At 66.3% G+C, this 17,467-nt stretch carries 2 protein-coding genes; both read left to right on the plus strand.

Annotated features, from left to right (window positions below; all coding sequences use genetic code 11):
* The first annotated feature begins 1 nt into the window (after position 1).
* Positions 2-748, plus strand: coding sequence for a hypothetical protein (locus DCM79_RS30035; RefSeq protein ID WP_257177656.1), 747 nt, complete (start codon positions 2-4; stop codon positions 746-748).
* 70 nt (positions 749-818) lie between these two features.
* The gene (locus DCM79_RS30040) at positions 819-17,465 is read left to right on the plus strand and encodes a leukotoxin LktA family filamentous adhesin (protein WP_257177657.1); all 16,647 of its coding nucleotides are present in this window, start codon (positions 819-821) and stop codon (positions 17,463-17,465) included.
* Positions 17,466-17,467 lie beyond the last annotated feature (2 nt).

Below are 17,467 nucleotides of genomic sequence, written 5' to 3' on the forward strand. Positions count from 1 at the left end.
GATGCGCAAACTCTATCTCATTCCGGCCGTCGTCGGCCTGCTCACCTCCGTTGCCGCCGGACCGCTCGCGGCCCAGGGCGCCGTGCCGAAGCAGAAGGCCGCACCTGCACCGAGAGCTGCGGCGGCCGGCGCTCCCTCCGCAGCCGGCACGCCGGTCGCCGCCGGGACGAACTCGGCGGAGGCGCCGGGAGCGGAGGACAAGGTCAAGGCGATCGACGGCTTCCGCTCGGCCAAGTTCGGCATGAACGAGGCCGATGTGCGCGCGGCGATGGCAAAGGACTTCGCCCCGAAGCCCGATGCGATCAAGGTCCAGGACAACGCGTCCGAGCTGACGCGCAGCCTGCTGCTCCCCGTTCCCGAGCTGCTGCCGAACGGCGGCACCGCCGAGCTCTCCTACGTGTTCGGCTACAAGTCGAAGTCGCTGATCCAGGTCGGGGCGGTCTGGTCGAAGGGGACCGACGCGGCGATGACGCCCGAGAAGCTGTTCTCCAACGCCAACATCCTGCGCGCCCATTTCATGGGCGAAGGCTTCAAGCCCGACTCCATCGCGGTCAACATGCCCGTCGCCGGCGGCATCGTCATGTTCCGCGGCAGCGACGCCAGGGATCGCTCGGTCATCCTGCTGCTCCAGGGCACGTTCGAGACCAAGGACAACAACCGCGTGCTGACGCCGACCAGCCTGCTGCTGTTCTACGTCGCCGACGCCAAGAGCCCCGACATCTTCAAGCTTCCGCCCGGCCAGTTCTAAAGGTCTGGCGATCGCAACATTCTCCCACCCCATCGTGGATCGGCGCCAATGCCGATGAAGAGGATCTGAAATGCGCGGACCATCTGCGACGCGAGACGCTGACGAACGGGGCCTGCGCGGACTTGCGCAGTTCCGCTCGATGTCTCTGCTCTGCGCGATGCAGATGATCTTCCTGCCGGTGTACAGCGTCCGCGGTCAGGCGCAGACGGCGAACGTCATCGTGCCGGATGGGCGCACCGGGACGTCCTTGCAGACCTCCGGCAGCGTCACCAATGTCACGACCTCGACGGTCTCCGGCAACAACGCCTTCAACTCGTTCTCGCAGTTCAGCGTCGGGCAGGGCAACACGGTCAATCTGCAACTGCCGACGGGCACGCAGAATCTCGTCAACATCGTTCGCGACGCCCCCGTCTACGTCAACGGCACGCTGAACTCCTATATGAACGGTGCGATCGGCGGCAACGTCTACTTCGCCGATCCCAAGGGATTCGTGGTCGGCCGCAGCGGCGTGGTCAATGTCGGCAGCCTCAACGTCTCGACGCCGACGCGCGAGTTCACCGACAGCGTGATCGGCACGAACGGGCAGATCAACCACTCGGCCGTCGGCAACCTCATGGCCGGCTCGTTCCCGGTCTCGCCCGACGGCAACATCCGCATCTACGGCCGGGTCAACGCCCAGGACGGCGTGCGCCTGACCGGGCAGAACGTCTATGTCGCCGGCGCCAGCCAGCGCGACATCGCCAATCTCGACCATGCCACGAAGTTCGCAGCCTCGGTCAACTCGAAGGGCCTGCGCAGCGCCGGCGCGATCACCGTCAGCAACGGATCGATCCATATCGGCGCCGTCAACAACGCTCGCGTCAACGGACGCCTCGCCGCGCACAGCAAGACCGCGACGCCGAGCAACATCACCGTCCAGGCCGGCAACAATATCGGTATCGGCGGCAACGCCAGGCTCGACATCGCGAGCAGGACGGGCAATGCCGGCGAGATCCGCCTGAAGGCGGCGCAGAACTTGACCGTGGCGGGTGGAGCCAGGTTCAACGCCAGTTCGAAGACCGGTAATGGCGGCCTGGTCGACTTCAGCGCCAACGGAATCATCGATGTCGGCCGCGGCGTTGCGGTCAACGTTGCCGCGCCGAACGGCAAGGCCGGCACGCTGCTGTTCGATCCGATCGACCTGGTGGTCGGCGATGCCAGCCAGGGCGACACCGGCGTGACGCTCTCCAACAGCTCGATCGCGAATGCGCTCGCCGGGCTCAGCGCCGGTGCCGACTACCTGATCCAGGCCGATCATTCCATCACGCTCGCCGCGCACGCGATGATCGACGCCCGCCGTCTCGACGGCTCCGGCCATTCGACCGGCAACGCCAACAATGTCATCATCGACGCGCCGAACATCGAGATCATGAATGGCGCACAGATCCTGGCCCAGTCGGTCAATTTCGGCGGGACCCCCTACGCCGACGGCAATGTGACGCTGCGGGCGACGGCGAGCGACATCAAGCTGTCCGGTCAGGCCACGGCGTCCACCGCGATCACGGTCGACGGCAAGATCACCGGCGGCACCGTCTCGATCACCGCGACCTCGACCGCCGTGTCGAGTTTCCTCGACGGTTCGCCGGTCGGGGCGCTGGCGCTCGTCGGCTCGGCGCTGGCCGGCTCGCTGCTGGGCCTCAACGGCGGCTATGTTGCGGCCAGCGCCACGGCGACCATCAACATCAACAGCCATGCCGACATCAACGGCCGCGGCGATGTCACCATTTCCGCGCATGCATCGGAGACCGCCTCGGATCCGGCGATCGCGTCCACCCTGCTCGGCAGCCTCACGCCGGTCGCGGCCGGCGTGGTGGTCGGCAAGATCGACGGCGTCGCCACGACCAACGTGGCCTCCGGCGCGACGGTCAATGCGGGCGGCAACCTCGAGATCAAGGCGCTCAACGACGCCACCATCGCCGTCTCCGCGCTCGCGGCGTCGACCAGCGCGCAGATCGTCCCGACCGTGGCCTATTCCAAGGGATCGGTGACGACGATCGCAAATGTCGAGAGCGGCGCGCACATCGCTGCCGGGACCGTGAACACGAGCGGCAGCACCTTGAAGGTGCGCGCGATCAATAACAACTCGTTCTCGACCAGCGCAACGTCGGTTGCCGCACCCGGACTGGGGGCGAGCGGCGGCGTCGGCGGAGCGTTCGCCATCAGTGACATCACGACGTCCGTGACTGCGACCCTCGGCGCATCGCTCGGAACCGATGCGGCCAACCGGATGAACGCCTCCGTTCTGGTCGAGGCGACGTCCGACACCACCAGCAACTCCACCATGGCTTCGTCCATCGCCGGGCTGCCGGCGCTGATCGCGGCGATCGAACGGGGGCTGCGCGCCGTCACCGCACCGACGTCGATCATCCAGGACCACATGTCCTCGCTGATGCCGCTGAACTTCAATTTCAAGGCTGCGGCCGCACTTTCCCTGGCCAACAGCACCCAGAGCGCGACGGCTGCGATCGCGCAGAATCCCAGCGGTGGTGCGCCGAGCATCTATGCCAGCGGCAATGTGGCCGTCGCCAGCAACGTCATCGACCGCGGCGTTCGCAGCAATGCGACGGCCAGCGCAATCACCAAGGACGTGGTGTCCGGCGAGAGCACGGCCATCAGCGCGGCCGTCGCCTGGGGCAATTTCACCCACAATTCGAATGCCTATGTCGGCAACGGAGTCTTGATCAACGCGGCGAACATCGCCGTCGACGCCACCACCGAACTGCCCATCACCAATACATGGCTGAAGTGGGACGGGCTGGGTGCGGTGCTGAGCCACCTCAACGGCAACCTCGGCGTCGGCGGCAACATCCTGACCAGTTACGCCAACGCCACCGCGGATGCCGGCGACACGATCGGGATCGCCGGTTCGCTGAACCATTTCGTCGTGAACAACAACACGACGGCCTGGGTCGCGGGCAGCGCGAGCCTGACCGCGACCTGCACGACCGCGGCCTGCGGCAGCAGCTGGTCGGCCGGCATGGACAATGGCGATCTCCACAGCTACGACGCCAGCATCCAGATCGCGGCGACCACGACCACGGCGTCGATCGACGCAGCCGGCAATGTCGGCACGCTCGGCTTTCTGACGGGCAACACGTCCGGCGGCTCCTCGGTCGGCGGCGCGCTCAACTTCGTCCAGTTCAACACCAAGACCATCGCCGGCATTTCGGATCGGGCGACGGTGCGCGCGGCGGACGACATCGCCGTCAACGCGATCACCTCCGACCGGTTCGTCGCGGTGGCCCCGACGTCCGGCAAGGCCGCCGGGGCGCTGGCGCTGAACGGCATCACCTCGCTCGGCTTCCTGAACAACACGACGCATGCGTCGATCTCGAGCCAGGCCACCGTCTATGCGCCGACGGTCGGGATCCTGGCACAGCAGGATCTGTCGGTGGTGACGCTGGCCGGTGCCATGAGCAGGAACACCAGCGGAGGCTCGGCGGTCGGTTTGGCGGTCGCCTATCTCGGCGCAAATGCCGACACTTCGGCCTATATCGGCGACAATCATTCCGACATTCGCCCAGGTCCGTTCAGCGCCGACGACCCGTTTGCCGGCACGGGCGGCGGCAGCGGAGCCGTCAACGTCGACAATCTGACGCTCAGTGCGACCACCTCGGGGCGCATCACCGCAGCTGCCGTCGCCGCCTCGATCTCCGAGCCGCAGGCATCCAGCTTCTCCGACAAGGCGGGTGCGGCCGGCGCTGGTGCGACCGGAGGGGCCGGAGGCGTTACGACGGCCGCGAGCAAGATCGGCTCGACCTCGGGATCGAGCACCGAAGGTTTCAGCATCGATCTCGCCGGCAGCTCGTCGATCAGCGACGTCTCGCTCGGCACCAGCGCCTATATCAGGAACACGACGGTCAACAAGTACACCGCGACCGGCGCCGTGGTGACCAACACGATCGTCCAGGCGCTCAACGACACCATGCTCAACAATGGTTCCGGCTCGGCGGCGCTCAATCTGGCCGGCGCCTCCGCGCAAGGAGCCGCGATCGGCGGTGCGATCGCCGCGGCGATGTCGAGCAATGCAACGCTCGCTTACATCTACGGCACCACCATGAACAATCAGAGTTCGGTGACGGTGCAGGCGCTCAATGGCGGCTCGGAAATGGTCGTTGCCATCGGCGTCGCGGGATCGAAATCCAACGCGGCGTCGCTGTCGGCCTCGGTCGGCATCATCACCGACAGCGCCAATGCCTATATCGAGAGCTCGACGATCACGGGCCAGTCCACGGGCGTCAACCGCGCGCTCGAGGTCGACGCCTACCAGACCACGAACGTCGCGATTGGCGGCGGCTCGCTGTACATCTCGGGCGGCCAGGCCGGCGTCGGCATCGGGCTGACCTATGCGTCGATTGCCGATCCAACGGGCGCAAACGCGACGGACGCGCATATCCGCAGCAGCTCGATCTCGAACTACGACACACTGCTGGTGATGGCCGCCAGCGCCAGCGTGATTGCGGCCGGCGCGGCCTCGGGCGGGGCGGGGTCGAACGGACTCGCCGGCGCGATCGTCGTCAGCGAGATCTCGCCGACCACGACGGCCTATATCAGCAGCGGCGCAACGGTGAGCATCAACGTCGGCCGCGTGACGGTGCTGGCGGACAGCGGTGCAGTGTCGGCGCTGGATACGGCGCTCGGAAACCTCGTCAAGAAGTCGAACAACAATCTTCTCGCCTCGGACACCTGCACGGTTGCCGGCGGCACGGGCGGGCAGAACTGCATCGACTTCGGCGCGGCTGCGCTCAACGACGGCACGGGCAACGGGCCTGGGGCCAGCATCATCTCCGTCGCCGGCCTGATCCAGGCCGGCAAGAACAATGTCGGCGCCTCGATCGTCTATAACACCATCGCGACCACCCATTCGGCCTCTATCGCCAACGTCCTGATGTCGGCGGGCAGTAACGGCAATGTCAGCGTGAGCGCGGTCGATTCGTCGAAGATCCAGGCGGTCACGATCGGCTTCGGACTTGCAACCGGGCAGTTTGCCGGGGTCGGCGGCACCACGATCAGCAGCATCGCCAATACCGTCTCGGCTTCCATCGGCAATAATCTGTCGAGCGCGACGCAATCGTCGGTTACGGCCCGCAACATTTCCGTCACCGCGACCGACAGTTCCAGCATCACCGGCACCGCCGCCGTGGCCGGAGCTTCGACGCAAGGCAGCGCCGCCGGCCTGGCGCTTGTCAACAGCAGCATCGCCAATAATGTCAGCGCCGGCGTCACCGGCTCCAAGCTGATCGCCTCCGCCAACGTCGCAATCGGCGCAAGCTCGAACGCGAGCATCTCGACCGTGGCCGTCGGCGTCGCCATGTCCTCGCAGGTGGGACTTGCAGGGTCGGTCGCCACGAATCTGATGGGGACCAACGTCACCGCCAGCATCACCGCCGCCGGCACCAACGGCGTCAACGGCGCCGACGTCACCGCCACCAACAATGTCGGCGTGATCGCCGGCAACAACGACAAGGCGGCGGTGTTCGCCGGGGCCGTGTCGATCAGCAAGGGCGCGGCCGGCGGTGCGGGCTCGCTGGTGACCAACCAGATCACCGGGACCACGGCGGCCTTCATCAGCGGCGCGAATACCAAGGTCGACGCGCTCGGCACCAGCACCACGGATACGCTGTCGGTCAACAACGGCACGCTCGTCCATGCCTTCGACCTCGGCGCCGCCCACGCGCCGACCGACGATACGCCGGATCTCTCGGAGAACCAGGACAACGTGCGCGGTCTTGCCGTGGTCGCGAGCTCGCACCAGGCGGTCGTGACCAACGTTGCCTCGCTCGCCGCGAGCAGCGGCATCGCGATCATGATCAATCCGATCACCAACGTGATGAGCGGGGCGACCAGGGCCTATATCGACAGCGCCGCCATCGACACGCGCCTGACCTCGTCGGCGCTGGCGCCGCAGATAGAGGTCGCCGCCTCGAGCTTCTCCTATTCCGGCGCGTTCGGTGCAGGCATCGTTCCGCCCACCGGCAATGGCGGCGGTGGCGCCACCGTCATCAGCACCACCATGTCGCGCCAGACCTTCGCCTATATCACCAACGCCACGGTCGGCGGCGTCCAGTCGTCGAGCGCGACGGTCGGCGCCGTTACCGTAAAGGCCAATGCGGAGCAGGATGCGTCCTCGATCGCGGTCGGCTTCAACACCGGCTCGGTCGGGCTGAACGTCTTCCAGGCGACGACGGAAGCCTATGTCGACGGCGGCGCGCTGACGGCCTCGTCGCTGACGGTGAACGCCAACAACACCACCGGCATCTTCTCCGCGAACGGCTCCGGCGCTTACGGCAGCCAGGCCGCGATCGGCGCGGCATTCCTGGTCCAGGTCTCCTCGAACCGGACCCTGGCCTATGTCGGCGACGAGTACCACTACGAGGGCGGCAGTGCGCCGCACACCACCGCACTGAATTTGAGCGGTGCGCTCGACGTTCGCGCCAACACCAAGAACCGCTTCGAGGCCTATGCGGTCGGCGGCGCGCTCTCGACCGGCACGGCGGCGATCGCCGGCATGGCCAATATCGAGATCGCCAACAACACCACCATCGCCGGTGTCTACGACACCACGCTGCAATCGGTGACCGGCGGCGCGGCCGGCGCGGTCACCATCAACGCCACCGAGGACGTTGCGATCAAGGAGATCGCCGGTGCGCTCGCGGTCGGCGCCAGCGGGGCAGGGGTCGGCGTCGGCGCCGCGGCCAACATCGTCGCGTTCAAGAGCCGCACCGTCGCGGAAAGCCGCAACAGCAATCTCAATTCCTCCGGCGCGATCAACGTCAATGCGCTCAGCACCAAGGAAGTGCTGTCCTACGCGGTGACGGCGGGCATCGGCGGCAGCGTCGGCATCGGCGCGACCGTCGGTGTCATCATGATCGGCACCAACACCGCCGATCCGGATACGCAGGGACAGCAGACCGGCCAGCTCAATCAGGGCGGCAACGGCACGATCGCGGCGGTAAACGCGAGGACCAACACCACACAGGGCAGCGACGCGGTCGCGAGCGGGACGGCCGGCAACCCCGGCAATGCAAATGTGACGTCGACCTACAACGTCAGCAGCGTGCTCACCGGCGGCAATGACAGCGTCACCGCGCAGATCGCGGGCGGCACCGTCACCGGCACGCAGGTCAATGTCGGCGCCACCAGCGCCAACGCGGCCAAGATGTATCTGCTCGGCGCCGGCTTTGCGAAGAACGCCGGCATCGGCGCCGGCATCGGCTACACCAGCGTCAACAGCAGCGTGCTGGCCAATCTGAGCGCGATCGTGTCCGCGCCCTCCGTCACCGTTGCAGCGGTCGTCAAGGACGCCAGCACCGGACCTTATGCCGGCAAGACCATCGACACCGAGGCGATCGCGGGCGGCGCGGCGCTTTACTTCGGGGCCCAGGCGGCCGTGGCCTTCGGCAATGTCGCGAACACCGTGACGGCCCAGCTCGGCGGCCAGGTCACCGGCACGGGCGGCACCGGCGTTGCCGTCATGGCGCAGGATGCCTCGACCCAGGTCGTCTTCACGGGCGGCGTCACCGGCGGCGCCGCGGCGGTCGGCGCTTCGGTCGCGACGGCCGGTCGATCGAGCTCGGTCGCGGCGAAGGTCCTGGACGATGCCACGGTCAATGTCTCAACGCTGGCGGTCGGCGCATCCGGTGCCGGCAGATTGTCGACGACGGCGACGGCGCTGGGCGGCGGCATCCTCGCCGGCGTCGGTGCGGACGCGGAGGCTCACGAGAATTCGAGCGTGACTGCCGAGATCGGCGCAGGCTCCTCGATCACGACGTCCGCGGCCGGTGTCGGCACGCTGGTGACGGCCTCGATCATGCCCAACCTGTCCAGCGAAGCGATCGGCGTTTCGGTCGGCGGCGGCGCGGTCGGTGTCGCCATCGCGAAATCCACGGTCGGCGCCACGGTCACGGCGGATGTCGGCAACGACGTCGTCTTCTCGGGCGGTGCGCTCGCGGTGACCGCCATGGCGCTGGTTCCGAGCGGCGGCACGACGACCTGGGCCAAGGCGCTCGCCGGCGGCGGCGGCTCGCTGATCGGCGCGCAGGGCAGCTACGCCAAGGCCTCCCAGAACGCGACCGTCAGCGCGTATGGCGGAACGGGGATCGAGCTTCCGAACGCAGACGTGGTCATCGCGGCCCAGAACGACAGTGCTCAATATGCCGAGGCGACCGGCCTCTCGACCGGCTTCCTGGCACTGGGGGCGACCGTCGCCGAGACCTCGTCGAATGCGCACACCTACGCCTATCTGGGCGCGCCCGCGGACATGGATGATCTCAATCACGCCGGCTATACGGGCATCCTCGAGATCACGGCGACCGGCACGGATGCCAATGTCTCCAATGCGACCGTCGGCGCAGGCGGCACCTATGCCGGCGCGGCGGCCGTCGCCACGACCAATACCACAGCGGTCACCAACGCGCGCTTCGACGGCGGCACGACCGACGACACGCTCTATTTCGGCGGCCTCAAGATAGCGGCAGAGCACACCACCAATTATGCCGCGAGCGGTGATGCCTACCAGGCATCGACGGCCGGCGTCTCCGCCGGCAAGGCGCAGAACGACGTCGTGTCGACCACGACGGCCGAGATCGGAACTCATCTGATCATCAATTCGGCGGGCGGCGACATGGTCGTCACCTCCAACGACATCGTCAACCAGGCCGGTGGCGGTGCGCGGTCCGGGTCCGGCGGTTCGTTCTCGGGGGCGGCTGCGCTGAGCGATTCCCATGTCACCCAGACCGTCACCACCAACATAGGCGCGGGGACGATCCTCAGTCTCAACGGTGATCCGCGCACCTCGACGGGCGTGATCGACATCGAGGCCTACAACACGCTGAACACCCGGGACACGGCGAGCCTCGCCACGGCCAGCTTCTTCGCCGGCGGCGGCGCCGAATCCAACATGACGGCGAACGCCACGCTCACGGTCAACATCAACGCCCGCGAGCTGTTCAGCGTCGGCAAGATCTTCGTCGGCACGGCTGCGAAGATGGCGGCCTCCAACAATGCCAACGCCAGCCTCTACGGCGCCATCGCGGGCGTCGGCGCCAGCACCAACAGCTGGGTCCATGCCAACCAGGCCGTCAATGTCGGCAGCGGCACGATCATCCAGGCCTGGCGCGACATCAACATCTTCGCCGGCATGTCGGGCGACACCATCACCTTCAGCAGCATCCAGGCGACTGCGACGACGGTCGTCTACAACAATACGGCCATTCCGATCTCGACGCTTTATCGCGGCACGGCCAATGCCGGCGGCGACAGCACCGTGACGCTGGCCGACGGCTCGCGGGTGCTCGGTGTCCGCGACATCTACCTGGGTGCAACCCAGGGGCAGGTGACCGCGTCCGGCAATGGCAGCAACTACAATCCGTATCTGGACATCTTCAGCGCCAAGAACAGCGACAACCACAGCCACACCAGCGGAACCGGCGACGTCGCGCTGAACGGCCTGGTGGTGGCGGGCATCAACAACGACGTGCTCATCACGATCGATCTCGGTGCAAGCGCGCCGACCTTGAGCACGACGAGCCCCTATTCCTCGTTGTCACCCAACCTGGAATACGTCTCCGACGTCGATCATTTCAGCCCGGTGAAGAGCTGGAATCACCAGACGGTGCAATACACCGTTGTCGGCGGCTTCAATCCCTACCAGAACGTCGTCAACCAGCTCGTCGGTTTGACCGGCCTGACCGAGACGCAAGTCCGGTCCGCCCTCGCGATCCGGACGCCGACGCCGACGATGGCGCCGTCCGGCGCCGATCCGACCGGCGACATCCAGCGCCAGATCAACGCGTTGATCCAACAGGCGCCATATACGTCCGACGCCCCCGGCAGCGCCTTCGCGTTCGGCGACATGCTGGTGTCCGCAGGCAACGTCTCGATCCTGGCGCAGAAGCTGACCGGAAACAGCCTCGCCGGACATTCGGCGCCAGCGGTCATCGCCCGCGGCTCGCCGATGATCAAGGTCGAGAACCGCGGCCTCGACTTCATGGACTTCGCGAACCTCACGGTCACCAACGTGACCGGCGGCAACATCACCTACCGGCAGATCGACCATGTCGACCCGGATTCGCATTCCAACGTGACCTTCACCGCCACGCCCAGCGCAACGCCGATCATCGACATCTCGGCGACCTACAACCGCGTCGATCCCGACAGCGGGCTCGGCGTCGACGGCAACGGCAACCAGCTGACGCGCAAGCCGGACATCTATTTCGACGGCATCGTCACCAATGAGGGTGGTCTGCTCAAGATCACCAACAATCTGGGCAGCATCGTCGCGTCGCAGTCACTCAATGCCGCGACCATCCAGATGGTGGCGCCCAACGGCTCGTTCGTGTTCCTCGGCGGGGTCGGTAGTTTCTATAACTCCAACCACGACGTCACCGCGCAATGGGCCGGTGTCCAGTACAAGCCGGCCAACAACGACACGCTGACGGCGGTGATGGCGGCGGCAACCTTCCTCGGCGCCTACGGCGCCTACGAGTACAGCCCGCATATCGGCGCAGGCGGCAATCACCCTTATTTCTACTATTGCTGCGTCGACGGCAATTCCGGCGTTCAGCAAACGGCTGCCAACAGCACGATCTTCACGGCGCGCATGCTGATGACCTATTACGACGGACTGTCGCTCTATTCGGCGATCTTCCTGCCGATGGGATCCGGCGCACCGGGGAACGGCAATCCCAACGCCGGCAGCGTGGGCAGCGTCGCCACCCTGGCGGCGATGGAAGGACCGACGGTTCAGACCATCTCGACGGCGCCGTGGGAGCGGAATACCTATACGGGCCAGGGCGTCTTCAGCAACACGACCTACGACTACACCACGACCTCGACGGATGCCCAAGGCAACACCGTCACCACCAACCACACGTCGACCTTCTATTCGCCGTTCAATTGCTCGGGATGCGCGGCCTACTTCCAGGTCGTCAATATCCAGAACGACGTGATCACGCCGAGGACTGCCAACACGAACGCGCAGTCGAACTGGAGCTCGACCACGCCCTCGGGATACCAGAACCCGGCGGACGCGCCCTTCATCCTGGGACAGGCGATCATCATTTCGGCGGGCGTCATCAACGTCAACGGCCTCATCCAGAGCGGCACGAGCAGCAATTACTCGGTCGACATCGGCGGCGGCGCGCTGTCCGCGATCAACAGCCTCAAGAACGACAGCGCGGCCTTCGCGCAGGCCCAGGCCAACGCGCGCAACGGCAGCTATTACGACATCACGGCCGCCGCGACGACGCAGGTCGCCAGCGATCTCAAGATCGGGGTGAGATACAACGCGCTCACCGACCAGATCCTCGTCAACGGCGTGGTGCAGGGCTCGGGCGGCTACGTCTATCTGAACGGCAAGATCATCTCGACCTCGACCGAGAACGGCGTCTCGCAAGGCACCATCGCGGTCAAGGGTGGTGCCGGATCGATCACGGTCAACAACACGACCGGGCTTCAGCTTGTCACCAACACCATCAACACCGGCGTGAGCGCGCCCAGCGTGATCCAGATCGTCGATCAGCTTCAGCAGCAGACCACGTGGTACGTCTACAATCCCTCCGCTGCGGGCGCCCAGCAGGTGTCGACGTACAGGACGGCCGGCGTCAATGCGAGCGCATACACTGGCGCCATGCTGACCGGGATGAGCGGAACGGCGGGCATCCAGTACGCGGTGAAGCCCAACATGTACTACCAATGGGTCGACACGGCGACGCTCGATCGCCCGACGACCAGCACGCAGTTCGATTATGGCTGGCACTATACGCCGAATGCGGCGACCGGGGAGAACTGGACCCGCACCGTCAGCCTGGTCGAGAACGTGATGCAGGCCACGGGCGGGGGCGGCAACACCGGCCAATTGCAGACCGCCAACTTCCAGGAAGTCATCACCGCGACCGGCTCGTATCACAATGCCGGCGGCAACACGCATCCCGAGAAGTGCTGCGGCGCGGACGGCCAGTACAACTGGTACCAGCAGATCTACGATCATCTGACCTTGACGCTGACCAATACGGTGAAGGCCTCGAACCCGATCAACATCCAGTTCAGCGGCGGCGGTGCGAGCACGGTCAATGTCAGTTCCAACTCCGGAATCGTCATCAACGGGCCGATCAACAACCTTTCGGGGTCGACGACGATGATCGCGACAGGTGCCAATTCGGCGATCACCTCCGCCCCGAATGCGACCAACCCGATGATCTCGGGCAAGAACGTGACGCTGCTGGCCGATGGTGGTATCGGTTCGCTCGGCGCCAATGGGAGGCCGGTCGAGGTGCAGGTCTACGGCGGCAATCTGACCGCCACCTCGATCGATCGCGACATTGCGATCGCGGCGGTCGGCGCGCTCTCGATCAACCAGGTCGCCGTCAATTCGGGTGTCTCTGGCCGTGCGCCGCAGGGCAGCGTCTTCATCTCGGCGACCGGCGACATCAACTCGGCGGCTGCTTACAACGTCGCCAGCCCAGTCGTGATCGGCAAGAACGTCGAGATCAACTCCAGCGCCGGTGCGATCGGCGCGACGAGCGCCGTCGTCAACGGCGCGTCCACCCTGACCAACATCAATCCTCTGGTGATCCAGGCGACGGGGACCACGCAGCCGGACGGCACGGTCGACGGCGGTATTCTCGACAGCGCCTCTGCCACCGGCACCTACATCGTTCAGTCCAAGGGCGATCTGCGCCTCGGCACGGTGCAGTCCACCGGCGGCCCTGTGTTCCTGGAAGCGGCCGGCTCCGACGGCAACCATGCCAGCATCCTGAACGGCCGGCCGGCGGTCGGTCTGACCCCGGCGCAGAGCCAGCATCTCCAGGACGTCTGGGCCAGCCTCGACCTGCTCAGCGGTAACGCCGCGACGAATGCCGTCAACAGCTACCAGTCGATGGTGACGTCGGCCTATAACGACTACTTCCAGCTCAGGAACATCGCCTTCCCGAACGGCAGCACCTACGCTCCGACTTCGGTAGGGCTGACCGTGCTGCGGGCGCAGGTGGCTGCCAAGCTCGGCATCGATCCCGCCGACGTCACGGCGACGCAAATGAAGACCGAGGCCACGACGCGGTTCCTGAGGGATCAGTTCCTGCTGGGTCAGATCAGTACCGACCAGCTCAAGAGCTCGCTGACCACCTTGCTCGGCAGCGCACCTGCAGATCCGCTGGGGACGCTGTTCGGCAGCTCGTTGTCGTCGACCCTGTTCACGAAGCTGTTCGACGGCGTTTCGACGGCCAATCAGCGCCTGCCGAGCAATACGGCGCTGCAAACGGCGCTGAACGCCTACAATGCGAGCTACTCCTACACCCTTGCATCGACCGAGCGGGTCTACGGCATTATCACCGCGGGCTCCCAGTGGACGCAGAGCCAGCTCGCCTACACGGTGTCGTCGTCGGCCGTCGGTGCGGCTCCGCCGCCGATCGACGACAACGTGATCGCGAATGTCAGCGCCAACCAGATCATGCTCTACGCGCTGCGCGGCTCGGTCGGCAATTCGGCCGCGCCCCAGACCTTCACCTTCACCAGCGTCGATTCGTCGTCGCTGACGCCGGAGCAGAGGGGCCTGCTCGCCACGGCCGGCCCCGGCCAGCTCACCGTCGGCGCGGTCATCGACCCGACAACCCATGTCACGACCTATACGGTCAGCCTGTCGCAGCAGAACCTCGTCGTCGTCGACAATCCGATCGCGATCTCGGCGAAAGCGCTGACGAATGTCTATCTCGGCAGCAAGAACAACCTCGCGCTCGGCGGCGTCACCGTGAGCTACGGCCCGATCGCCGCCGCGCAGGCCAACGGCATCGAGGTGACCGGCCGCGGCGACGTCAAGCTCGACGCGGTCACTGGCATCTCCGCCAATGCGGGTGGGGCCGTGATTTCGGGCGACATCGCCAACCTGACCCTGATCGCGGAACGCGGCAATGTCGGCGCGAGCGCGAACGCTCTCCAGATCGCCTTCGCCGATCCCGGCAACGACCAGCTGGACCAGGTCTCGTCGGCCCAGGGCATCTATGTGAAGCAGACCACCGGCGATCTCATTCTCGGCAACATTTCTGCCGGCAATGCGATCCAGCTCGCCGCGACCGGCAGCATCTACGCCGAGGCCGGCTTCACGGACCGCGACGCGATCCACATTCTCGGCACCGACCTCGATCTGCGCGCCGGCGGCCATATCGGCTTCAACGGCGGGGCCTTCCAACCGCTGCAGGTGAACATCTCCGGCACGGTGACCGGCTCGGCAGTCGGCGACCTCAGCATCCTCGCCGTCACCGGCGACCTCGTGGTCGGCAGCAGCGGCACCTTCGGGATGCTGACGGCCGGTGGTGCGCTGACGTTGAACGTTGCGCGCGGCGCGCTCACCGTCAATGCCGGCATCGCCAGCGGCGGCCTGATGCAGCTGCTCGCCAATCGCGGCATGATCTTTGCCGCCGGCACCGGCGTGGCGCCGGTGGTTGCGACCAGCAGCTCCGATGGTGTCACGCTGGTCGCAGCGACGCTGTCGATGGGCGCCTATTCGGCCATCAACGCGGCCGGACTGATCTCGTTGACCACCACGGGCGATGCGACGATCGGCCAGCTGAACTCGTCGCTGTCCTATGCGGCGGCGTCGAATTCACCCTCGATCATCGTCACCGCCGGCGGCGTCGCCTCGCTGGGAGCCATCGTCGACAACGGCGATGGGCAGACCAAGTTCGCCGCTTCGGGCGCGGGCGCGGGACTGTCGTTGACCGCGTCGAACGGCATCGGCAATGCGACGAGCCGGTTCGTCCTCAGCGCTGCGCGGCTGTCGGCGAGCACGAGTGCCGGCGACATCTATGTCGAGGCTCTCACCGACACCGAGGCCAGCCTGCTGTCCGCGGCGAAGGGCAGCGTCGACATCATCGGCAGCGGTGGGCTGACGCTCGACCAGGTGCTGGCGGGCACCGCGACCGGCGCGAGCGGGTCTTTCCGCGCCGTGGCGAGCAATGGCAGCATCGTCATCGGCACAGCCGACAGCAGCGGCTCGCAGACGGTCCATGCGACCGAGAACGTGACGTTCAAGTTGCTCGCGACCACCGGCCATAGCGGCGATGTCGGCAACATCAACGTCACGGCCGACACCGGCTTCATCCTGGCGCAAACAGCGACCTCGGGTGGGGTGACCACGCTGGGCTCGGTCTCGGCCCACGGCTCGGCGAGCCTGCTGGCTGCCACGACCATCACCGGCAACACCCTCGCCGCCGCCACCGGTTCAGGTCTGCTGACCGCCGGCGGCCCGATCAACTGGAACACGCTTAACGTCGGAACCACGCTCGGCGCGACCGCGGAGCAGGGCGGCATCACGTTCCAGACCGCGCGGAGCGGCGGCACGCAGACCGTCCACGCCCGCGACAACGTCATCTTCAATGCGTTGACGGCGACGGGCATCAACGGCGATGCCGGCAGCATCAACGTCACGGCCGACAATGGCTTCATCCTGGCGCAGATGGCGACCTCAGGCGGCGTGCCGACGCTCGGGTCGGTCTCGGCCAACGGCTCGGCCAGGCTGATCGCGGCGGGCACCAACACCGGTCATAACCTCACGGCCTCGACCGGCAACGCGGTCCTTAGCGGCACGGTCGTTCAGTGGGACAATCTCGATGCCGGCGGCTCGCTCGGCGTCACCGCGACGACGGGCGCGATCAATCTCGGAACGGCCGTCAGCGGCGGCACGCAGACCTTGCATGCCGTGAACGACATCGTTTTCAGCCAGCTCACCACGACGGGCATCCCGGGCGATATTGGCGACGTCGACCTGCGCTCCGATACGGGTGCGATCCGCGGCGGATCGATCTCCGCCAACGGCGACACGCATTTCGTCTCGGCCGGCCCGGTCTCGCTCGACCGCATCCGGGGCAACACCATCAAGATGACCTCGCCGGGTGAGCTGACCATCGGCTGGGTCAGCGTCGTGAAACAGCTCGACCTCGCGGCCGACACGATCAACGTCAAGGGCGAGCAGATCCGCTCGACGCCGGCAATTCCGTTGGTCATGAACATCACCGGCTACAATGGCGGCGTCGCGAAGTCCGCCGACGTCGCGATCGACCCAGAACTCATCATCATCAACCAGTTCAGGGTGGTGGATGCGACCTTCTGGACCGACGCGCCCGCCGTCTCGATCATCAACGGCTACGTTCCGGGTCAGCTGATGCTGACCACGGCGAACGCGCAGGTGTTGCTCAACAACCGCACGCCCGCACCGTCCAATTGGCCCGCGCTCCAGCTCTACCAGCCGGGCGGCGTGTTCACGATGAGCCAGGCTGGCAACGCCAATGTCAGCAATGCCTATGTGGTGTTCTACACCGGCAACATCTCGGCGACGGTGACCAATTACGGGCCGAGCCACACCTGCTGCTACGACTTCACCGGCGCCAGCATGGTGCGCAACATCTCGGTCGACGGCGCGGGCAACGAGAGCATCGAGACCTGGCTTGCGAAGAAAGATGTCGGGACGTTCTACCTGCTCGGCCTCTCCGGCCAAGCGCGGCTCGACGCGCTGCTGATGCCGCGGCCGGTCGATGCCGTGGGCAACGGCCCCGCCGTGAACATCGAGGGGCTCAGCGAGGAGCGCAAGCTGCGCCAGAAGGGGCAGCGCGTGGATCGCGCGGGCTGGAAGGACGCTGCGGTCCAGACGGTGAAACCGGCCGTGAGCCGTCTCGCGGAGGCGTGGTAAGG

It is taken from the genome of Bradyrhizobium sp. WBOS07 (assembly GCF_024585165.1).
GTDB classification, from domain to species: Bacteria; Pseudomonadota; Alphaproteobacteria; order Rhizobiales; family Xanthobacteraceae; genus Bradyrhizobium; species Bradyrhizobium japonicum_B.